Origin of the sequence: Limnohabitans sp. WS1, assembly GCF_003063265.1 — a bacterium.
Taxonomy (GTDB): Bacteria; Pseudomonadota; Gammaproteobacteria; order Burkholderiales; family Burkholderiaceae_C; genus Limnohabitans_A.
This window is the reverse complement of sequence record NZ_NERU01000002.1, coordinates 128,347-148,715: the sequence shown is the minus strand read 5'-3', so window position 1 is coordinate 148,715 and position 20,369 is coordinate 128,347. Positions and strand designations below refer to the sequence as shown.

Annotated in this window: 21 protein-coding genes; 11 read left to right on the top strand and 10 right to left on the bottom strand. The window is 61.6% G+C overall.

What is annotated here, in order from left to right; translation table 11 throughout:
* Position 1: 1 nt before the first annotated feature.
* Positions 2-751, top strand: a complete 750-nt coding sequence (locus tag B9Z48_RS04425) for an SDR family oxidoreductase (RefSeq protein ID WP_108377296.1) — start codon at positions 2-4, stop codon at positions 749-751.
* A gap of 9 nt (positions 752-760) precedes the next feature.
* Positions 761-2,170 (top strand): NADP-dependent phosphogluconate dehydrogenase, encoded by a 1,410-nt coding sequence (gene gndA / locus B9Z48_RS04420; RefSeq protein WP_108377295.1) that lies wholly within the window; start codon positions 761-763, stop codon positions 2,168-2,170.
* Positions 2,171-2,268: 98 nt separating this feature from the next.
* Here gndA and B9Z48_RS04415 read toward each other — a convergent pair whose 3' ends face one another.
* The 5 genes from B9Z48_RS04415 to B9Z48_RS04395 form a co-directional block, all read right to left on the bottom strand.
* Positions 2,269-3,462: a mandelate racemase/muconate lactonizing enzyme family protein gene (locus B9Z48_RS04415; protein WP_089954355.1), complete on the bottom strand. Its 1,194-nt coding sequence runs from the start codon at positions 3,460-3,462 to the stop codon at positions 2,269-2,271.
* 88 nt (positions 3,463-3,550) lie between these two features.
* Positions 3,551-4,558: a TRAP transporter substrate-binding protein gene (locus B9Z48_RS04410; RefSeq protein WP_108377294.1), complete on the bottom strand. Its 1,008-nt coding sequence runs from the start codon at positions 4,556-4,558 to the stop codon at positions 3,551-3,553.
* Between the two features lie 39 nt (positions 4,559-4,597).
* A complete protein-coding gene (locus tag B9Z48_RS04405; protein ID WP_108377293.1) occupies positions 4,598-5,896 on the bottom strand; it encodes a TRAP transporter large permease subunit in 1,299 nt (432 codons plus the stop codon).
* Complete coding sequence (locus B9Z48_RS04400; RefSeq protein WP_108377292.1) at positions 5,893-6,474, bottom strand: TRAP transporter small permease; 582 nt, start codon at positions 6,472-6,474, stop codon at positions 5,893-5,895. Before B9Z48_RS04400 ends, B9Z48_RS04405 begins: the two co-directional genes overlap by 4 nt.
* Positions 6,458-7,279: a FadR/GntR family transcriptional regulator gene (locus tag B9Z48_RS04395; RefSeq protein WP_108377291.1), complete on the bottom strand. Its 822-nt coding sequence runs from the start codon at positions 7,277-7,279 to the stop codon at positions 6,458-6,460. The genes B9Z48_RS04400 and B9Z48_RS04395 overlap by 17 nt, the downstream gene beginning before the upstream one ends.
* Positions 7,280-7,474: 195 nt before the next feature.
* Here B9Z48_RS04395 and B9Z48_RS04390 point away from each other — a divergent pair, with 195 nt between their 5' ends.
* Positions 7,475-9,223 (top strand): IlvD/Edd family dehydratase, encoded by a 1,749-nt coding sequence (locus tag B9Z48_RS04390; RefSeq protein ID WP_089954373.1) that lies wholly within the window; start codon positions 7,475-7,477, stop codon positions 9,221-9,223.
* Positions 9,224-9,239: 16 nt separating this feature from the next.
* Positions 9,240-10,244 carry a D-erythronate dehydrogenase gene (gene denD / locus B9Z48_RS04385; RefSeq protein WP_108377290.1) on the top strand — a complete coding sequence of 335 codons (1,005 nt, stop codon included), beginning with the start codon at positions 9,240-9,242 and terminating at the stop codon, positions 10,242-10,244.
* Between the two features lie 220 nt (positions 10,245-10,464).
* Here the strand turns inward: denD and B9Z48_RS04380 are convergent, their stop codons facing one another.
* The gene (locus tag B9Z48_RS04380; RefSeq protein ID WP_108377289.1) at positions 10,465-11,760 is read right to left on the bottom strand and encodes an alanine racemase; all 1,296 of its coding nucleotides are present in this window, start codon (positions 11,758-11,760) and stop codon (positions 10,465-10,467) included.
* Between the two features lie 100 nt (positions 11,761-11,860).
* On the opposite strand from B9Z48_RS04380, the gene B9Z48_RS04375 reads away from it, so the two are divergent.
* The 3 genes from B9Z48_RS04375 to B9Z48_RS04365 are packed head-to-tail and all read left to right on the top strand — an operon-like array spanning position 11,861 to position 14,419.
* Positions 11,861-12,832: a sugar kinase gene (locus B9Z48_RS04375; protein WP_108377431.1), complete on the top strand. Its 972-nt coding sequence runs from the start codon at positions 11,861-11,863 to the stop codon at positions 12,830-12,832.
* Positions 12,829-13,728 carry a 2-dehydro-3-deoxygalactonokinase gene (locus B9Z48_RS04370; protein WP_108377288.1) on the top strand — a complete coding sequence of 300 codons (900 nt, stop codon included), beginning with the start codon at positions 12,829-12,831 and terminating at the stop codon, positions 13,726-13,728. The genes B9Z48_RS04375 and B9Z48_RS04370 overlap by 4 nt, the downstream gene beginning before the upstream one ends.
* Before the next feature lie 52 nt (positions 13,729-13,780).
* A complete protein-coding gene (locus tag B9Z48_RS04365) occupies positions 13,781-14,419 on the top strand; it encodes a 2-dehydro-3-deoxy-6-phosphogalactonate aldolase (protein ID WP_108377287.1) in 639 nt (212 codons plus the stop codon).
* Positions 14,420-14,443: 24 nt separating this feature from the next.
* Here B9Z48_RS04365 and B9Z48_RS04360 read toward each other — a convergent pair whose 3' ends face one another.
* Genes B9Z48_RS04360 through B9Z48_RS04345 form a run of 4 tightly spaced genes read right to left on the bottom strand, consistent with a single transcriptional unit; the run spans position 14,444 to position 17,392 of the window.
* The gene (locus B9Z48_RS04360; protein ID WP_108377286.1) at positions 14,444-15,316 is read right to left on the bottom strand and encodes a pirin family protein; all 873 of its coding nucleotides are present in this window, start codon (positions 15,314-15,316) and stop codon (positions 14,444-14,446) included.
* A gap of 55 nt (positions 15,317-15,371) precedes the next feature.
* Positions 15,372-16,124, bottom strand: coding sequence for a tRNA-uridine aminocarboxypropyltransferase (locus B9Z48_RS04355; RefSeq protein WP_108377285.1), 753 nt, complete (start codon positions 16,122-16,124; stop codon positions 15,372-15,374).
* A gap of 15 nt (positions 16,125-16,139) precedes the next feature.
* Positions 16,140-17,018 carry a PA4780 family RIO1-like protein kinase gene (locus B9Z48_RS04350; RefSeq protein ID WP_108377284.1) on the bottom strand — a complete coding sequence of 293 codons (879 nt, stop codon included), beginning with the start codon at positions 17,016-17,018 and terminating at the stop codon, positions 16,140-16,142.
* The gene (locus tag B9Z48_RS04345) at positions 17,015-17,392 is read right to left on the bottom strand and encodes a VOC family protein (RefSeq protein WP_089954399.1); all 378 of its coding nucleotides are present in this window, start codon (positions 17,390-17,392) and stop codon (positions 17,015-17,017) included. The genes B9Z48_RS04350 and B9Z48_RS04345 overlap by 4 nt, the downstream gene beginning before the upstream one ends.
* Before the next feature lie 221 nt (positions 17,393-17,613).
* Between B9Z48_RS04345 and B9Z48_RS04340 the strand changes: the two genes are divergently transcribed.
* Genes B9Z48_RS04340 through B9Z48_RS04325 form a run of 4 tightly spaced genes read left to right on the top strand, consistent with a single transcriptional unit; the run spans position 17,614 to position 20,097 of the window.
* Complete coding sequence (locus B9Z48_RS04340) at positions 17,614-18,408, top strand: SDR family NAD(P)-dependent oxidoreductase (RefSeq protein WP_108377283.1); 795 nt, start codon at positions 17,614-17,616, stop codon at positions 18,406-18,408.
* 14 nt (positions 18,409-18,422) lie between these two features.
* Positions 18,423-18,995 carry a PaaI family thioesterase gene (locus tag B9Z48_RS04335; RefSeq protein ID WP_108377430.1) on the top strand — a complete coding sequence of 191 codons (573 nt, stop codon included), beginning with the start codon at positions 18,423-18,425 and terminating at the stop codon, positions 18,993-18,995.
* Entirely contained in the window at positions 18,992-19,402 is a 411-nt protein-coding gene (gene gloA, locus B9Z48_RS04330) for a lactoylglutathione lyase (RefSeq protein WP_089954409.1), read from the top strand. The genes B9Z48_RS04335 and gloA overlap by 4 nt, the downstream gene beginning before the upstream one ends.
* A gap of 17 nt (positions 19,403-19,419) precedes the next feature.
* Complete coding sequence (locus B9Z48_RS04325; protein WP_108377282.1) at positions 19,420-20,097, top strand: SDR family oxidoreductase; 678 nt, start codon at positions 19,420-19,422, stop codon at positions 20,095-20,097.
* Positions 20,098-20,369 lie beyond the last annotated feature (272 nt).

Sequence of the window (20,369 nt, the reverse complement as noted above, 5' to 3'; positions counted from 1 at the left end):
CATGTCCAAAATCGCCCTCGTCACCGGTGCCAGCTCCGGCATTGGAAAAGCTTGCGCTCTGGCCCTGCTCAAAGAAGGCTGGCAAGTGGTCCTGGTTGGTCGCCGTGCTGACGCGCTGGCAGCAGCCGTGGCTGAAGCGGGTGCCAACGCTGGCCACGCCCACGCCATCCCGACCGACCTGTCCAAAGAACCCGAAGTCAAAGCGCTGTTTGAGCAGATTCGCGCGCGCTTTGGCCGCCTCGATTTGGTGTTCAACAACGCGGGCATCTCGCTGCCCTACACCTTGCCGGGTGACTTGTCGGGCGACGAATGGCGTCGTGCGGTGGACATCAACCTGAACGGCGCGTTCTACACCCTGTCGTATGCCTTCAAGCTGATGCAAGAGCAAAGCCCACAAGGCGGCCGCATCATCAACAACGGCTCGATCTCGGCCCATGTGCCGCGCCCGGGCTCGATTGCCTACACCGCCACCAAACACGCCATCTCGGGCCTGACCCGCGCTGCATCGTTGGATGGCCGCCCTTACAGCATCGCCGTGGGCCAGATCGACATTGGCAACGTGGCCTCGGACATGACGCTCAAAATGGCCTCGGGCGTACACCAGGCTGACCTGACCATCAAAGCCGAGCCGCGCATGGACATGTCCGCCGTGGTCGAGACCTTCTTGACCATGGCCCGTTTGCCCCTGTCGGCTAACATCTTGTTCACCACCGTGATGGCCACCAACATGCCTTTTGTGGGTCGGGGATAAATCGGACCTATGCAGAAGATGGACATCGGCCTGGTGGGCCTGGGCGTCATGGGCGAAAACCTGGCGGTGAATTTGGCACGCAACGGTTTTGGCGTTTGTGGCTTTGATCTGGACGCGGCCAAGCGCGACAGTTTTGACCAGCGTACACAGGGGCTCAAGGCGCAGGCGGCAACTTCTTTGGTGGACCTTGTAGGCAGCTTGCAAACACCGCGTTGTGTTTGGCTGATGGTGCCCGCAGGGGCTGCGGTCGATGCCGTGCTGGCCCAGCTCAGCCCATTGCTGAGTGCGGGCGATGTGGTGATGGACGGTGGCAACACGCTCTACACCGACACCCAGCGCCGCATGCAGGCGCTGGAAGGCTCGGGCATTCACTACGTGGGCGCGGGCGTGAGCGGCGGCGAAGAAGGCGCTTTGCGTGGCCCGGCTTTGATGCCCGGCGGTGCAACTGAAGCTTGGCCGCACCTGAAACCCATGCTGCAAGCCATTGCAGCCAAAACCGATGGTGGTGAACCCTGCTGCGAGTGGATGGGCCCAGGCGGCTCGGGTCACTTCGTGAAGATGGTGCACAACGGCATTGAATACGCCGACATGCAAACCATCTGCGAAGCCTATTGGTTGATGCACCACTTGCTGGGCATGAGCCCAGCCGAGATGAGTGCCGTGTTCCACGAATGGAACCAGGGCGAGCTGGCCAGCTACCTGATCGGCATCACCGCCGAGATCCTGGCGCACACCGACCCCGAAACGGGCAGCGCTTTGGTGGACCTGATTTTGGACACAGCCGAACAAAAAGGCACGGGCAAATGGGCCAGCCAAATTGCCCTCGATCTGGGCGTGACCGCGCCCACCATTGCCAATGCGGTGTTTGCGCGCACGGTGAGCGGCTTGCATGCCGAACGGGCCAAAGCTTCCAAGGTCTTGCCTGGGCCCGCAGCCCGCGCCGCAGGCCCACGCGATGCAGTGCTGGGCCAGATCAAAAATGCGTTGCTGGCCTCCAAAATTTGCGCCTACGCCCAAGGCTTCAGCCTGCTCAAGGCCGCTGACCGCGAGCACCAATGGCAACTGCCCATGGGCACCGTGGCCTCGGTCTGGCGTGCGGGCTGCATCATCCGAGCGAATCTGCTGGAGGACATCCGTGCCAGCTTTGAACGCTCGCCAGACCTCGACAACCTGATGATGGACCAGCACTTTGCCGGGGTGATGGGTCGCTGCCACCAGGACCTGCGCGAAGTGGTGGCCATGGGCGCCCTGCACGGCGTGGCCGTGCCCTCGTTCATGAGTTCATTGAGCTACTACGACGCCTACCGCTCGGCCCGCCTGCCCGCCAACTTGCTGCAGGCGCAGCGCGATTATTTTGGTGCGCACACCTACCAGAGGATTGACCGGCCGGGCAAGTTCCATACACGTTGGAACGGTTGAGTTGATCGCCCCGAGGGCGGGGCTCCTACAAAGAGCCCCCCCTCCTGTAGGAGCGACGCCCTCGTCGCGATGGAGCTTTCGCCCCGAGGACGGGGCTCCTACAAACTCACCCGCACCACCGCATCGGCCCGTTGGTGCAAATCGGGCAACAACTCCAAACCCAAACCCGGCTTGTCGTTCAGGCTGATCATGCCGTTCTTCACTTGCGGCAACTCGGTCACCAACTCCTTGTACCAACCGCTGTAAAAAGCCCGCACGCTCTCTTGAATCAGCGCATTGGGCGCGTGCAGCGACAAATGGGTGGAGGCGGCCCACACCACAGGGCCAGTGCAGTCGTGCGGGGCCACGGGCAGCTGCCAGGCGTCGGCCATGGCGGCAATTTTGCGCGCTTCGGTCAGGCCCCCGCACCAACTCAAATCGAGCATGGCCACACCGGCCACGCCGGTTTGTAAATAGTCCTTGAAGCCCCATTTGTAGCTCAGCGTTTCGCTCGCACAAATCAGCGCCTTACAGTCCACCGCGTACTGCTTGAGCAAATCGAGGCTGTCCATGCGGATCGCGTCTTCGTGCCAGAAGGTGTCGAACTCTTGCAGGGCGCGTGAAATCTTTTGCGCCATGGGCAAGCGCCACAGGCTGTGGAACTCGACCATGATGTCCATCTTGTCGCCTACCGCATTCCTGATTTTGCGAAAAGGCTCCAGCGCGGTGTTCAGGTCTTGCGGGCTGATGTACTGGCCATGCGATTTTTCTGCGGCCACATCGAAGGGCCAAATTTTCATGCCGGTGATGCCTTCGGACAGCAGCGACTCGGCCACTTCGTCGGCGCGGTGCAAAAAGCCCTGCAGGTCTTCGTAAGGCCCTGCGTTGTTGCCCAGCCCCCAGTTGCTGCTGGTCTGGTTCACGTTGCTGCGGATGTACTGGTAACCCGCGCAGGTGTTGTACACGCGGATCTCGTCGCGGCTCTTGCCGCCCAGCGCGGTGTAAACCGGCATACCTGCGGCTTTGCCAAAAATGTCCCACAGCGCAATGTCCACCGCCGAATTGCCACGCGTCTCGACTCCGGACCCGCGCCAGCCCAAGTAACCCGTGATGTCACGCTGGCGCGACTCGATGGCCAGTGGGTCTTGGCCCACCAGTTTGGGCGCAACCCATTCGTGCAAATAAGCCTCGACCGCTTGCGCCCCCATGAAGGTTTCGCCCAGACCCACCAGGCCTTCGTCGGTGTGCAAGCGCACCCAGATGATGTTGGGAAATTCCCCCAAGCGGATGGTTTCGAGTTGCGTGATTTTCATGAGGGCACCCTTTTTCGGTCGTTAAAAAAGCTCCACAGCGGGCGGCTGTGGAGCTTGTGGGTTCAGCAAAAAGGCTGATCGCAGGGGATCAACCGCCGCGTGACTTCTTCAACTCGTCTTGCACCACCTTGATGGCGTCAGCACCGATCGAGTCCTTGTGCTTGTCGTACACCGAAGCGACTTTGGCACGGATGCGGTTTTGCTCAGCGGCACTCACCTCGTTGACCTGCATGCCTTTGGTCTTCAGGCTGGCCAGCGATTTCTCGTTCAAAGCGCGGTTGGCGGCGCGTTGCACTTTCTGGCCTTCCATGGCGGCTTCACGCAGCACAGCTTGCTCTTGTGGGTTGAGCTGGTCCCACAGTTTCTTGCTGTACAAAATCAGGAACGGTGTGTAGGCGTGACGCGTCACGCTCAGGTACTTTTGCACTTCATTGAACTTGGAAGTTTCAATGGTCACAAAGGGGTTTTCTTGGCCGTCGATGGTCTTGGTTTCCAAGGCGGTGAACACCTCGCCAAAGGCCATGGGCACAGCGTTGGTGCCCAAGGTCTTGAAGGTGTCCAAGAAGATGTTGTTCTGCATGACGCGAACTTTCACACCGTCAAAGTCTTCCAGCTTGGTCACTGGGCGCTTGCTGTTGGTCAGGTTGCGGAAACCGTTTTCCCAATACGCCAGATTCACCAGACCCACGGCTTCGAGCTTGGCGTTGAAATACTTGCCCGCTGCACCGTCCAACACCGCGTCGGCTTCTTTCTCGTTGGCAAACAAGAAAGGCAGGTCAAACACACCCAACTCTTTGATGATGCCCACCAGCGGCGAGCTGGAGGTGCAGACCATCTCTTGGGTGCCTGCACGCAAGGCTTGGGTGGCTGGCAAGTCGCCACCGGCCGCGCCGCCCCAGAAGGCGGTGATCTTCATCTTGCCGCCGGTTTTGGCCGCCAGCACTTCTTGCATTTTCTTGACGCCCACGCCCACCGGGTGGTCTTCGTTCACACCGTTAGTGAACTTGATGTTGCGGTCGGCAAACTGCGCCATGGCGCTCGATGCCACCAGGAATGTGCCCGCGATCAGGGTCACCAAATTTCTGCGTTTCAACATGACTGTCTCCTTATAAAAAACACACACAGGGTTACGAAATCAACTCAGCATCCACTTCATCGGCACAAGGACGATGGCGGGGAAAGCGATCAACAAGGCCAGCACTGCCAGCTGCGCCCACAAGAAAGGCAAGACCCCTTTGAAGGCCGTGTCCATGTTGATCTTGGCCACACCACACACCACGTTGAGCACGGTGCCCACGGGCGGGGTGATCAGACCAATGGCGTTGTTCATGATGAACAGCACGCCAAAGTAAACAGGGTCAATGCCTGCCTTGATCACCAAGGGCATCAGCACCGGCGTCAGGATCAACACCGTGGGTGTGAAGTCGAGCGCCGTGCCGACCACCACCACCAAGAGCATGAGCACCACCATCAACAAGGTCTTGTTGCCCATCAGCGGCTCCATCATGCGGGCCACTTCGGCCGGGATGTTGGCCACGGTGATGAGCCAGGCGCTGACCATGGCCGCAGCCACCAAAAACATGATGACCGAGGTGGTCTTGCCGGCCGCCAAGGTCAGGCTGTACAACTTGGACCACTGCAACTCGCGGTAAACAAATGCACCCACCACAAAGCTGTAGACCGCTGCCACCACCGCTGCTTCGGTGGGCGTGAACACACCGAACTTCATGCCGCCAATGATGAAGACTGGCAGGCCCAGCGCCAAGATGCCTTCACGCGTGGCTTTGAGTTTTTCAGACAGGGGCATGCGTGGTGCGGGCTGCACGTTCTCGCGCTTGGCCAGCCACCACCAGGTCAGGCCAATGGCCACACCCATCAAAATGCCCGGCACAATGCCCGCCAAAAACAGCTTGGTGATGGACACGTTGGCCGCCACACCGAAGATGATGAAACCAATGGAAGGTGGAATGACCGGCGCGATGATGCCGCCCGAAGCGATCAAACCCGCCGAGCGGCCCACGTTGTAGCCCGCCCGCTTCATCATCGGAATCAGCAAAGCTGCGAGTGCCGCCGTGTCAGCCACCGCAGAGCCCGAGAGCGAAGCCATGATGACCGCGGCCATGACGGCCACATAGCCCAAACCACCCCTGAAATGGCCCACCCAGGCCATGGCCAGGTTCACGATGCGGCGGCTCAAACCGCCCGCGTTCATGAACTCGCCGGCCAGCAAGAAGAAGGGCACCGCGAGCAAGGGGAAGTTGTCCGCGCCATCGACAAAACGCTGCGCCAGAATCTGGCTGTCGAAAGCGTTGATCATGCCGTTGCTGGCCATGTAGGCCATCAGGCTCAGGCCGCACACCAACAAAGCGTAGGCAATGGGCATGCCCAAGGCCATGGCCCCCAGCAAGCTGAATACAAAAACGGCGATGGTCATGCGCGGCCTCGCACTTCTGAATTCATGGGCACGGGGGATGCAGCTTTGGGCGTCAGCTCATCCAACACCACGGTGTCTTCTGATTCGACCACCATCACCAAGTCTTCCTCTTTCAGGCGACCGGTCAGCAGCAAGCGCAGTTGGTTGAGGTTCATCGCGGCCATGACGCTGGCCGTCACATAGCCAATGCCGTAAATCCAGATCATGGAAATGCCCACCACCACCGAAATGTTGGTGACCTGCAAATCATGCATCTTCCATGTGCCCCAAAAGAACAACACATTGCAGCCGAGCATCATCACTTCGCTCAAGAAAAAGCACAGTTTTTTACCACCCAGCGACAAACGGCGCACCAAAGTGTCCACACCCAAGTGGCCTTTTTCGCGCATCGCCACCATGGCCCCAAGATAGGTCAGCCAGATGAAGCAGTAACGCGACATCTCGTCCGAGATAGAGATGCCCGAGTTAAAACCGTAACGCAACACCACGTTGCCAAACACCATGATGACCATGGCCACCAGGCAAGCCACCACCAGAAACTCCAGCAGTTTGAAAAAGAGATCAATGATTTTTGGCAAGTGCAGCCCCTGATTTTGAAATGTTCATTTTGGACATGGCTTTGGACATCGTTTTGGGTTGGGCTTGGGTCTTGATCGGTGTGGCCATGCCCGACACCATCGGTAACTTTTTGCGCGACGACAGCACCAAGTCGATGTCGTCTTTGGCCCCTTCAATCAGCACCATGATGGCGCGTTCGGCCTTGGCTGGTTCGCGGGCAATCACAGCATTGAGCACCGCACGGTGCAGCGGCAGCGAATTTTTCGGGCCATCCTTGATGCGGGTCGAAATTTCGAAACTGGTGCGCAGCAAAGCATTGAGGGCCTTGCTCATTTGCACCAGCATGCGGTTGTGCGAGGCCTGCAGCAGGCCTTGATGAAAGCGCATGTCGTGTGTGACGTAATCGCCCCCCTCTTCCACTGCTTTCTTCATCCCGGCATAAGCCGCTTCAATCACAGCAATGTCTTCGGACGTGGCCCGCTCGGCCGCCAAACGCACGGCAGCAGGCTCCACCACGCGGCGCAGCTCTTGCAAGTCTTTCAAAAATTCAGGGGTCAGGCCACACTGAGCTTGCCAGGCCACCACGTCGGGGTCAAACCAGTTCCAGTCGGCATCGGGCAGCACACGCGTGCCCACCTTGGGGCCCGTGAACAGCAAACCTTTGGCCACCAAGGACTTGATGACCTCGCGGATCACGGTGCGGCTCACGCCAAATTGCTCGCACAGCAGCGGCTCGGGCGGCAAACTGGCGCCCACCGCATAACGACCCGACAAGATGGCGTGACCCAGCAAGTCGAGGGTGTGTCTGTGAAAGTTTTTACTCATGGTGGTGTCACTGATCTGCTTATCATATGATGATTGAGCGGACACTTGGGACTCTGGAAAACCCTAGGACAGTCATCTTGGCGTCAGGGGTTTCCCTGAATGTCGCTGGCTTTACAAGTGGTGCTTGTTTTTTAATCGTCATACGATAGTATTTTGAAATCTTTGGCCATTTGACCTTTCACCGGAAGCACCCCCATGAGCGACAACAACGGCAGCCCACCCCGCAAAAAACCCGAAGACCTGCGCAGCCAGCAATGGTTTGGCCGCCAAGACCGCGATGGCTTTGCCTACCGCAGCTGGGTCAAGGGCAAGGGCGTGCCGCACGACCAGTTTGATGGCCGTCCGGTCATTGGCATCTGCAACACCTTCAGCGAACTCACGCCCTGCAATTCGCACTTTCGCACCCTGGCTGAGCAGGTCAAGATTGGCGTGTACGAGGCGGGTGGCTTTCCGCTCGAATTCCCCGTCATGTCGCTGGGCGAAACACTGCTGCGCCCCACCGCCATGCTGTACCGCAACCTGGCCAGCATGGACGTCGAAGAATCCATTCGCGGCAATCCGATCGACGGTGTGGTGCTGCTCATGGGTTGCGACAAAACCACGCCATCCTTGCTGATGGGCGCGTCCAGCGTGGGCCTGCCCACCATCGGTGTGTCGGGCGGCCCCATGCTGAACGGCAAATGGCGCGGCCAAGAGCTGGGCTCGGGCACGGGCGTGTGGAGCATGAGCGAGCAGGTGCGTGCCGGCACGCTCAAACTGACCGATTTTTTTGAAGCAGAGAGCTGCATGCACCGCAGCCACGGCCACTGCATGACCATGGGCACTGCCAGCACCATGGCCAGCATGGTCGAGGCCTTGGGCATTGGCCTGCCCGGCAACGCCGCCTACCCGGCGGTGGACGGCCGCCGCAATGTGCTGGCGCGCGACGCCGGTCGGCGCATTGTCGAGATGGTGCACACCGACCAAACCATCAGCAAGGTGCTGACCCGCGAAGCCTTTGAAAACGCCATCCGCACGCTGGCCGCCATTGGCGGATCGACCAACGCGGTGATCCACCTGATCGCGATTGCGGGCCGCTTGGGCCTGAAACTCACCGTGGACGATTTCGAGCGCTTGGGCAGCGAACTGCCTTGCCTCTTGAATTTGCAGCCGTCTGGTGAGCACCTGATGGAAGACTTCTGCTACGCCGGTGGCTTACCGGTGGTCATGAAGGAAATCGAGCACCTGCTGCACAAAGACATCGTCACGGTGAGCGGCAAGACGGTGAGCGAGAACATCGCCAGCGCCGTGAACTACGACCCGCGTGTGATCAAGACCTTCGAGGCCCCATTCAAAGAGAAAGCCGGCATCGCCATCTTGCGCGGCAACCTGGCACCGCGTGGCGCGGTCATCAAGCCCAGCGCTGCCACACCTGCACTGATGGTGCACACCGGCCGCGCCGTGGTGTTTGAGGACAGCCACGATTTCCACAAACGCATCGACGACGAGAGCTTGGATGTGGACGAGAACTGCATCTTGGTGCTCAAGAACTGTGGCCCCAAGGGCTACCCCGGCATGGCCGAAGTGGGCAACATGCCGCTGCCGCCCAAAGTGCTGCGCAAGGGCATCACCGACATGGTGCGCATCTCGGATGCCCGCATGAGCGGCACAGCCTACGGCACCGTGGTGCTGCACACCACGCCCGAAGCAGCCGCAGGCGGCCCGCTGGCCGTGGTGCAAAACGGCGACATGATCGAGCTGAACGTGCCCGAGCGCAAACTGCAACTGCTGATCAGCGACGAAGAACTGGCCCGCCGCTTGTCGCTGTGGGAAAAGCCCGCGCCCGCCATGAATTCGGGTTACTGGAAACTTTACATCGACCATGTGCTGCAAGCCGACGAAGGCGCAGACATGGACTTTTTGGTCGGCCAGCGCGGCTCGGCTGTGCCCAAAGACAACCACTGATTCCCAAGGAAAAACCATGCGTATTTTGATCACCGGCGGTGCCGGATTTTTGGGCGCTCGGTTGGCCCGCGAGATTTTGAAACGCGGCCAATTGAACGGCCAAAGCGTGAGTGAATTGGTCATTGCCGACTTGTTCCCCGCCCCTGCCGATTTGTTGGCCAACCCAAGGGTCAAGGGCCATGCGGGCCCCATGCTGGAGCAAGGCGACTTGTTCAAGAGCGGTTTTGACGGCGTGTTCCATTTGGCCTCGGCCGTGTCGGGCGAGTGCGAGCTGGACTTTGATCTGGGTCTGCGCTCCAACGTGGACAGCTCGCGCTTGTTGCTCGACAGCATTCGGGCTTCCGGCAAGGCATCGCGCTTGGTGTTTGCCAGCTCGGTCGCGGTGTTCGGCCCGGATGCGGCCAACCCCATGCCTGCGCTGGTGGCCGACACCACCTTGCCCACGCCACAAACGTCGTATGGCACCCACAAGTTGATGATCGAGTACATGGTGGCCGACTACACCCGCAAGGGCTACATCGACGGCCGCGCCGCCCGCCTGATGACGGTGGCCGTGCGCCCTGGCAAGCCCAATGGCGCGGCGTCCTCTTTCTTCAGTGGCATCATCCGCGAGCCTTTGGCGGGCACCGCCACCACTTGCCCAGTGGACGCCACCGTGTCGCACCCCATTTCTTCGCCGGGCAACACCGTGCACGGTTTGATCACCGTGTTCGAGGCCAGCCGCGAAGCCTTTGGTGGCCGAATGGCGCTGAACCTGCCGGGCTTGAATGTGAAGGTCAGCGACATGCTGGCCGCATTGGAGAAAGTCGCTGGCCCCGCTGTGCGTGCCCGCGTGACTTTTGAAAAAGACGAGCGCATCGCGGGCATTGTGGACAACTGGGCCAAAGGTTGCACCTTCGAGCGTGCGCATGCCTTGGGTTTGCGGGCCGATGCCAGCTACGAGGCCATCATTGAGCAGTACATCGAGGACTGCAAAACCCGCCCGGGCTACCCGGCCGAGGCTTTGAACGGCTTGAAGTGAGGTACCTCAAGGCCTTCACACCCCAAAAGTGTGAGGGTCCGCCTGCCATGGACGAAGCATCGTGTAGGTCGGTGCCTTCAGGTCCGACATCTTCGGTGCACCACCGCCTCTTGAAAATGTCGCTTCGCGAAGGATGGCTGTCGGACCATAAAGGCCCGACCTACGGGGAGATGGGATGCTGGAATTTGACACTTCGCAGGGAAGCATCGATAAGCTGACTTCAAAAATGCGTGCTGATCGCCCCGCTGATGCGCCCATCGTCTTCGATGACCGCCATCCAGCGCCATTTGTCGAAAGTGGTGCAGGGATGAGAAATGCCCAGTGCCACGCGGTCGCCCACCTGAGGCCAGACGCCATCCGCATCAAACACCATGTGCGCATGCTGATCACTCAGCGCTTTGACTTTCCACGACTCGGGCGTGGCCTGCATGGCGCCCTCGCCACGTTGACCGCGTGCGGCCCAGCGCACCGGCATGGGCATGCACTGGTCAAACGACAGGTCGCGCCGGCCTGCACTCAAAATCGCCAGCCCCGGCTCGGGCACCGACTGCACCTTGGCCCAGACCTCCAAGGCAGGCTGCAGCGAAGCACTCAAGCCCTCACGCGCCTCCACCAGCTTGAGGTATCGGGCGTAGTTCCAGTGGTCGTGCGTCACGTAGCAGCCCGATCGCAACACGCCTTGCACAGGACGGCTCTTGACCTGAGTTTTGAGCATGGGGATCACCAAATCGAACACCGCCGAGCCGCCTGCCGACAACAAGACCTCCTCACCGCCCCACAGGTGCTGCTCATCGATTTGTTGCACCAGGGCCTGCACGCTGCGCACCAAGGCGCTCACGGCCTCCATGTCATGGGCACTGTCGCATTGGCCCAGTCCCCCCTCGTAGCACTCCACCCCGCCCAGATTCACCACAGGCGATGCAGCCATGGCCTGCGCCAAAGCCAAGGCTTGTTCGTGGGTGCGGCAGCCGGTGCGGTAACCCGCAATGCCCAGCTCCAGCAGCACGTCCCAGCACCGGGCATTGCCCCGACGTGCGCCCCAGTCAGCCAGGGCATCCAGCTGCGCCAGCGAATCGACCAAAAACCAGACCCGCGCTTGCGGATACTGGTTGAGCAACAAGTCCAAGCCGTCCAGGTCCGCATCCGACACCAACTGGTTGGCGATGATGGCGCGTTGTGCGCCTGCGGCCAGGCCCACACGCAGCTGGTGCACATTGGCAAAAGTCAGGCCCCAGGCCCCGGCCTGCAACTGCATGCGAAACAGCTCAGGCGACATGGTGGTCTTGCCGTGCGGGGCCAGGGCCACGCCTTTGCGTTGAACAAAATCCTGCATCCAGGCCAGGTTGTGCGTGAGGGCCGGGCGGCGCAGCACGGCCACCGGGTAAGCCAGCGCGTCATCGAGCAGGTGCCAGCCGCGCTGCCCCAGCGCCGAAACACGGCAAGGCTCGGCCGCCAAGGGGTAGCCCTTGCAGCTCGCATTCAGTACAAAATCGCTTTCAGTGCCTGCTGTCCACATGTTGTTTGTCTCCAAGATGTCGCCCATGGCGTCCACGGTTGACGATGATTCTCCCACCTCCACCCCCGAATTCACTTCAGCCCCGTCGCCCTTTTTTGACATGACCCACCCCAACAAAACCCTGGACATCGTGGCGCTTGGCGAAGCCATGGTCGAGTTCAACCAGCGGCCTCATGAACAGGCCGACGACGCCCCGCTCTACCAACAAGGCTTTGGCGGCGATACCAGCAACGCCGCCATTGCCGCGGCCCGCGCCGGAGCGCGTGTGGCCTACCTGACGCGTCTGGGCACCGACCGCTGGGGTGATCGCCTGATGGACCTGTGGCAGCGCGAAAACGTGGACACCACCACCGTGGTGCGCGACACCCAAGCGCCCACCGGCATGTACTTTGTGAGCCACGACGCACAAGGCCACCACTTCAGCTATGCGCGTGCAGGCTCGGCCGCCAGCCGCATGCAGCCACAAGACATGACGCATTGGGCCGATTCAATAGCCCACAGCCAGTGGCTGCACCTGTCGGGCATCTCTTTGGCCATTTCCGCCACGGCCTGCGACACGGCTTTTGCAGCCATGGCGCATGCCCGCAGCAGCGGCACACGGGTGGCGCTGGACTCCAACCTGCGTTTGTCGCTGTGGCCCCTGGCCAGGGCGCAGGCCTGCATCCGCCATGCGGTGAGTCTGTGTGATCTGTTTTTGCCCAGCCTGGAAGACATGACCGCGCTCACCGGCCTCACGCAGGCGGCCGACATCATCGCTTGGAGCCACGCACAGGGTGCTGCGCAGGTGGTACTCAAACTGGGCGGTGACGGGGCGCTGGCAAGTGATGGCCACCACCAACGCCGCGTGCCAGGCCATGCAGTCACGGCCATTGACGCCACAGGCGCGGGCGACTGTTTTGCGGGCAACCTGCTGGCGCGTTTGTCGGCGGGTGACGACCTGTGGGCCGCCACCACTTACGCCAACGCCGCCGCCTCGCTCTCGGTGCAAGGCTTCGGCGCGGTCGGCCCCTTGCCCACACGCGAGGCCGTGCTCAAGGTGCTCAACACCGCATTGAAAGGCGCAGCAGCATGAGCAGTACAAGACCTTTGATCGCCATCGACTGGGGCACCTCTTCACTGCGCGGCGCACGGCTCGGTGCCAGCGTCCAGGTGTTGGAATCCCGCGAATTTCCACGCGGCATCCTCACCGTGCCGCCTGGCGAGTTTGAAGTGGTGTTTCAAGAACTCTTTGGCGACTGGATGCAAGCGCCGGGAGCGCTGTGCCTGATCTCGGGCATGGCGGGCAGCCGCCAGGGCTGGCAAGAAGCGCCCTACTGCCCCTGCCCCGCAGGCTTTGCCGAATTGGGCCAGCACCTGCTGTGGCTGCAGCCCGGACGAATCGCCCTGGTCCCAGGCCTGAGCTGCCTGGGTGCAGACGCCCTGAACACACCCGATGTGATGCGCGGCGAAGAGGTGCAAATTTTTGGGGCATTGCACATGGCGGGCCGCGACAGCGCCACGCTGGTGCTGCCCGGCACCCACAGCAAATGGGTGCAGGTGCAAGGCGGGCGCGTGGCGCAGTTCCAGACCTTCATGACCGGCGAGGTGTTTGCGCTGATGAGCCAGCACTCGATTTTGGGCAAGACGATGGACCTGCAGGGTGCTTTTGACGAAGCGGTTTTTTTGCAAGGCGTGGACCAAAGCCAACAAAGCGGCAGTGTGCTGCACCACCTGTTTGCGGTGCGCACCCTGGGCTTGTTTGAACGCCTGAGCGCGGCCCAATTGCCCAGCTACCTGTCGGGCCTGCTGATCGGCGAAGAGCTGCGCCACCAGACCGCGTCAACCCACACCGAGCCGGTGATTTTGATTGGCAGCGAAGCACTGACCCTGCGCTACACCCTGGCCCTGCAGCACCTGCGCATTCCATGCCAAAGCCGAGGGTCCGAGGCCACTTGGGCGGGCTTGTTTGCGCTGGCATCGGCATGCTGATATTCAAGCGCTCCATCGCGGCGAGGGCGCCGCTCCTACCCAATACCTCACCATGACATCCACCACCCAACCCACCCACGCCTTGGCACAAGCCCTGGCCCAACTGCCATTGATCGCCATCCTGCGCGGACTCACCCCTGCCGAAGCTCCTGCCATCGGCGAGGCGCTGGTCAGCAGCGGCTTTGCCATCATCGAGGTGCCGCTCAACTCACCCGAGCCCTTGCACAGCATCGCCGCCCTGACAAAGCTTTTTCCGCAAACCCTCATCGGCGCAGGCACCGTGCTGAACGCGCAGCAGGTCAAAGAGGTGCACGCTGCGGGTGGCCGCTTGGTTGTGGCTCCCAACTTCAACCCCGCCGTGGTGGCGCAAGCCCTGGCCTTGAACATGGTGGTGCTGCCCGGTGTGGCCACGCCCACCGAAGCCTTTGCCGCACTCGATGCCGGTGCGCACGGCCTCAAACTTTTTCCGGCCGAGATGATTTCACCCGCCACCGTCAAAGCGCTTCGGGCCGTGCTGCCCAAATCGGCCGCCCTCATGCCCGTGGGCGGCATCACGCCCGACAACATGGCGGCTTACCGCACAGCAGGCGCTTCAGGTTTTGGTTTGGGATCGGCCTTGTACGCGCCGGGGCGTTCGGCGCAAGCGGTTCAACAGCAGGCCCAGGCCTTTGTGAAGGCCTTCAGGGGCTGAGCCTGGGTCCAGTGCCTCGAAAATTCAGGCCTTCTCGCCCAGACGCCCGTCCCTGAAATCCGCCAAGGCCTGGTAGATCTCTTCTTTGGTATTCATGACAAACGGGCCGTATTGCACGATGGGCTGTTTGAGCGGTTGGCCCGCCACCAAGATGAGTTTGGCATCGGCACTGGCTTCGATCACCACACCGTCGGCTTGCGGTGTGTTTTTCAAAATGGCCATGCGCTGCAGAGGCACGGCCTGCCCTGCGATGCGCACCTCGCCCCGGTACACGTACACAAAGGCGTTGTGCCCGGCGGGCAGGGTTTGCTCAAAACGTGAGCCTGCGGGCATGTGCACGTCCAGATAAATCGGCTGGGTGATGCTGCGGCTCACCGCGCCTTGCACGCCATGGCTGGCCCCGGCGATCACCGTCACGGCCACGCCTTCGGGCGTCTGGAACTGCGGCAGCTGGTCGTTTTGAAAATCGCGGTACCAAGGCGCGTTCATCTTCTCGCTGCTGTGCAGGTTCAGCCAGAGCTGAAAGCCCTCCATCACGCCGTCGGCTTGCTGCGGGATTTCAGAATGGATCACGCCCTGGCCTGCGGTCATCCATTGCACGCCGCCGTTTTGCAGCAGGCCTTCGTTGCCCGCACTGTCGCGGTGCAGCATGCGCCCGGCGATCATGTAGGTCACGGTTTCAAAACCCCGGTGGGGGTGGTCTGGAAAGCCTGCGATGTAGTCGTCAGGCTTGTCGCTGCCGAAGGCGTCGAGCATCAAAAACGGGTCGAGCCGGTGCTGCAAATCTTGGGTAAGGATGCGACTCAGCTTGACGCCTGCGCCGTCTGACGTGGCCTGGCCGGTGACCAGGCGCTCCACAGTGCGGGGCAGCTTGACGGTATCTGGGGTGTTGGACATGGGGGTTCCTTGTGCAAATTCAGGGGCTCGGGTTCCGGTCGACTTCAGGCCGAATTCAGGCCAAGGTCAAGCCACGTAATTGTGAATGCGCAGCGCCTTCCAGGTCAGGTGGCAGCTGGTGCTTGGATTGCAAGTAGTGGTGGGTGTACACCGCCAGCCAGGCCTGCAGCGTGTGGGCGGCATGGGTTTCGCCTGCCAGATCGAGGCAAAGCGATGCCACTTCGCTGGTGCAAAAGTGGTCATCGCGGCGCGAACGGCGCAACTTGTAATTTGAAATCTGCTCAGGGTGCAGACTCAGCACCGGGAGCTTGTCCAAATAGGGACTTTTACGGAACATCTTGCGCGCTTCGGGCCAGGTGGCGTCCAGCAAGATGAACAAGACTCTCTTGCCCACATCGGGGGTCTGGACCGTGCGCACCACCCGCTCAGGCTCCACAAAATCACCCGGAAACACCACAAAGGCCTGCCACTGCGGATCGGCCAGCAGCGCCAGCAAAGCCGGGTCCACCTCGGTGCGGGCCCAGCCAAACGCAAAGGTGTCGGGCACCACGTCGGCAATCAGCCAGCCGGTGTTGCTGGGCTTGAGGGGCTCGATGTCGGCCATCAGCAAACACACACCCGCATGGGTGGGCACCACCGACCGCAAGCCGCACAGGCAGTGGCTGGGCACGAGGCGGCAGCCCGGGCAGCGCTCGCCCTTGATGCCGCCCCGGGCCAAAAAGGGTTTGGCACTGCGGGCCAGGCGCTCGGTGCGCAGGCGCGAGACGGCGTGGGGCGCTGGGGCCAACTCAGGCTCTGACAAACTCATGGGCTTGGCAAAGTCTCAAACCGCCGTGGCCATGCGCAAACGTCGCGCAGCTTCTTCGTCGCGTGCATCGTCGATCTCGCGCAGCACGGCCTGCATGTCCACATGGGCCGTCGAGCGCTCAAAACGGCCCTTCAGCGGCGTCTCGTTGCTCAGCAGTCCGGCTTGGTAGAGGCTCCAGATTTCGGGGCCGTAGTCGGTCTTGAGCAGCTCGGGTGCAAACTGGCCGAAAAAGTCGCGCAAATTGCCCACATCGCGCAGCAGCATGCGTTGGGCGTGGTTGTTGCCGGCCGCGTCCACCGCTTGGGGCAGGTCAATGATGACGGGCTCGTCCACCCCAGGCTGGTCGCCCTCGCCGGGGATGTGCGCCAACAAAATGTTGAACTCCGACAAGTCGCCGTGCACCACACCGGCACACAACATGCGCACCACCTCGCCAATCAAGGTGGCGTGGTGTTGCAAGGCTTGCGCAGGGGTGAAGGCCACATCGTTCAGGCGCGGGGCGGCGTCGCCATGGGCGTCGGTGACCAGCTCCATGAGCAGCACGCCTTCAAAAAAGTTGAAAGGCCGGGGCACGCGCACGCCCGCTGCGGCCAGGCGGTACAGCGCATCCACCTCGGCACTTTGCCAGGCGGCTTCTTGCTCCTGGCGACCAAACTTGCTGCCCTTGGCCATGGCGCGGGCCGAGCGCGAGTTTTTGACCTTGCGGTTTTCGGTGTAGTCCACCGCTTGCCGAAAACTGCGGTGCGTGGCTTCTTTGTAAATCTTGGCGCAGCGGGTCTCGTCGCCACAACGCACCACAAACACCATGGCTTCTTTTCCGCTCATGAGCTGACGCACCACGGTGTCGATCAGGCCCTCTTCCACGAGGGTCTGCAGCCGGGGGGGAGCCTTCATCCAGGGCGATGCAAGACGCAGATTTTGTGGCCGTCGGGGTCGCGCAGGTAAGCCAAGTAGAGTTTGCCGGCAGCGCCTTCGCGCCAGCCTGGGGGGTCTTCACAGGTCACGCCACCATGGGCCACACCCGCCGCATGGAAGGCATCCGCTTGCTCGGGCGAAGTCGCCTTGAAACCATAAGTGCTGCCATTGCCCACCGAGGCGGCTTCACCGTTGATGGGGGTGGTGATGCCAAAGGTGCCGGTCGGGCTGCGGTAAAAGTAGCGCTGGTTGTTGGCCATTCCGGGCGCAATGCCGACAGTGCCCAAAACGGCGTCGTAAAACTTTTTGGAGGCTTCGAGGTCTTTGACCCCGACCATGACGTGACTGAACATTGTGTTCTCCTTAAAACCCGGTGGCGGGCGAATGATCGGGGTCAATGGTACTTGATACCCGAGCTTGGCCTGCCGACCACAGGGGCCTTTTTGAAACCCCCTTTGAAGTCCTGGGGGTTGGTGCTGTCCGCCACACGACGAGCTTGTGCGACAAAAGGACCTCCCTTGTGGCAGCATGGCAACTTTCGCAACCAACCTTTGAGCCCCCTGAGGAGACCCCCATGACCCCATCGAACACGCTTTCATTCGGCTTGCAAGGCCGCGTTGCCATCGTCACCGGGGCAGCCAACGGCATTGGCGAGGCCTGTGCCCGCCGTTTTGCGGCAGAAGGTGCCCATGTGGTGCTGGCCGATGTGAACAGCGAGCGCGGTGCCACCGTGGCCGCCGAACTGCGCAGCCAAGGCCACAGCGCCGGCTTCATGGCCTGCGACGTCTCGCGCAAAGCCGATGTGGATGCGCTCGTGAACCATGTGCTGCAGGCTTTTGGCCGCCTGGATGTGTTGGTCAACAATGCGGGCATCTTCAAGGCCGCCGATTTTCTGGACGTGACCGAAGAAGACTTTGATGCCGTCATCAAGGTCAACATCAAGGGCTCGTTTTTGATGGGCCAAGCCGCCGCCCGCGCCATGAAAAGCACCGGGGGCGGCTCGATTGTCAACATGAGCTCGGTGAACGCGGTGATGGCCATCCCCAACATCGCCAGCTACAACGTGAGCAAGGGCGGCATCAACCAACTGACCCGTGCCATGTCGCTGGCCCTGGCCGACTTTGGCATTCGGGTGAACGCGGTGGCACCGGGCACGATTGCCACCGAACTGGCCCGCCAAGCGGTGCTGACCAGCGAAGCGGCCGAAAAGAAAATCATGATGCGCACACCCATGAAGCGTTTGGGCGAGCCTGACGAAGTCGCCAAGGTGGTTGCCTTTTTGGCCAGCGATGCGGCAAGCTACATCACCGGTGAAATTGTCACCGTGGATGGCGGACGCATGGCGCTGAATTACACCGTGCCTGTTTGAAGAAAACCCATTTTGTGAATTCCTCTCCCTCTACACCCTCCTCTTTACTCGACACCTGGTTGGCCCAAGAGCGCGTCGTGCGTCAACGCCTGGATGCAGGTGCTGGCCCCGGTGTGGCGCGGCCCGACCAAGTGGCTGGAAAAACCGGCCTGCAAGTCATGCAAGGCCTGCTGAGTGGCGAGCTGCCTTACGCCAGCATCGCCAAAACACTTGACTTTGTGCTGATCGAGGTCAGCGAAGGCCAGGCGATTTTTCAGGGTGCCCCGGGCTGGAACCACATGAACCCGCTGGGCACCGTGCATGGCGGCTGGTTTGCCACCTTGCTCGACTCGGCCTTGGGCTGCGCGGTGCACACCATGATGCCGCCCGGGCGCGGCTACACCACGGCCGATCTGAGCGTGAAACTCGTCAAGGCCCTCACCCCCAAAGTGCAGCGCGTGCGGGCCATTGGCCAGGTGGTGCACTGCGGCCGCCAGTTGGCCACCGCCGAAGCACGACTCGTCGGGCCCGACGGCACCCTGTACGCCCATGCCAGCACGGCCTGCCTGGTTTTTGAAATGCCATCACCCACCGGAAACAAACCATGAGACTTCTTCACACCATGCTGCGCGTGGGCGACCTCCAGCGCTCCATCGACTTCTACACCAAGGTGCTGGGCATGAAACTGCTGCGCACCTCGGAAAACCCCGAGTACAAATACTCGCTGGCCTTTGTCGGGTACGGCAACAACCCCGACCATGCCGAGCTGGAGCTGACCTACAACTGGGGCGTGGAAAGCTACGAGATGGGCACGGCCTACGGCCACATCGCCCTGGGCGTGCCCGATGCCTATGCCGCCTGCGACAAGATCAAAGCCGCTGGCGGCAAAGTCACACGCGAGGCCGGCCCCGTCAAAGGCGGCACCACGGTGATCGCCTTTGTGACCGACCCCGATGGCTACAAGGTGGAGCTGATCCAACGGGCCGAGTACGCAGCGGGACAAGGACTGCGCTGAAAAAACGGAGCCAAGACATGATCGATCTGACCGGCCAACGCATCCTGGTGACCCAGTCCCAAGATTTCATGGGGCCCGCCCTGTGCCACGAGTTGCGGGCCTGTGGCGCTGAAGTGATCGCCGATGAGCGCCTGCTCACCCACCCGCTGGACGCGCAGGCCGTGATCGAGGCGGCTGGCCCGCTGGATGCGCTGGTGATCAACCTGGCGCTGCCTGCACCGTCCACCCCTGTCACGCAAATTGACGAAGCCGAGTGGCGGCAAGTGTTTGAGGTGATGGTGGACCCACTGCCTCGCTTGGTGCGGGCGGTGGTGCCCGGCATGAAGACCCGGGGCGGCGGCAAGATCGTGGTCATGGGCAGCGCCTCGGCCTTGCGCGGCATGAAGCGTGCCGCCAGCTACAGCGCCGCGCGGGGTGCACAGCTGGCCTATGTGCAAGCGGCCGGCGTGGAGCTGGCCCCGGACAACATCCAGCTCAATGCTGTGGCGCAAAACTTTGTCGACAACCCCACCTATTTCCCACCCGAGGTGCAGGCCAACCCACGTTTTCAGGAGCGCCTGAAACGCGAAGTGCCGCTGGGCCGCTTGGTCAAGGCCGAAGAAGATGCCCGCTTTGTGGCCTACCTGTGCAGCAATGCAGCCAGCTGCTTTGTCGGGCAGGTGTTTCCGATCTCGGGCGGGTGGGCCGTGCGCTGACAGGTGACGGTGCAGAAGTTATGGATTTGGCCCGATTAAGTTTGCAAGAACGCTTTTTGTGAGTGCCGCGTCCTTGTCGCGATAGAGTCTCGCAGATCACTACCCATCGCCCCGAGGGCGGGGCTCCCACACGGACCGCTGTGCTCACTTTTGTGGGAGCGGCACCCTCGCCGCGATAGAGCCGCGCAGACCACTCCCATCGCCCAGAGGGCGGGGCTCCCACACGGACCGCTGTGCTCACTTTTGTGGGAGCGGCGCCCTCGCCGCGATAG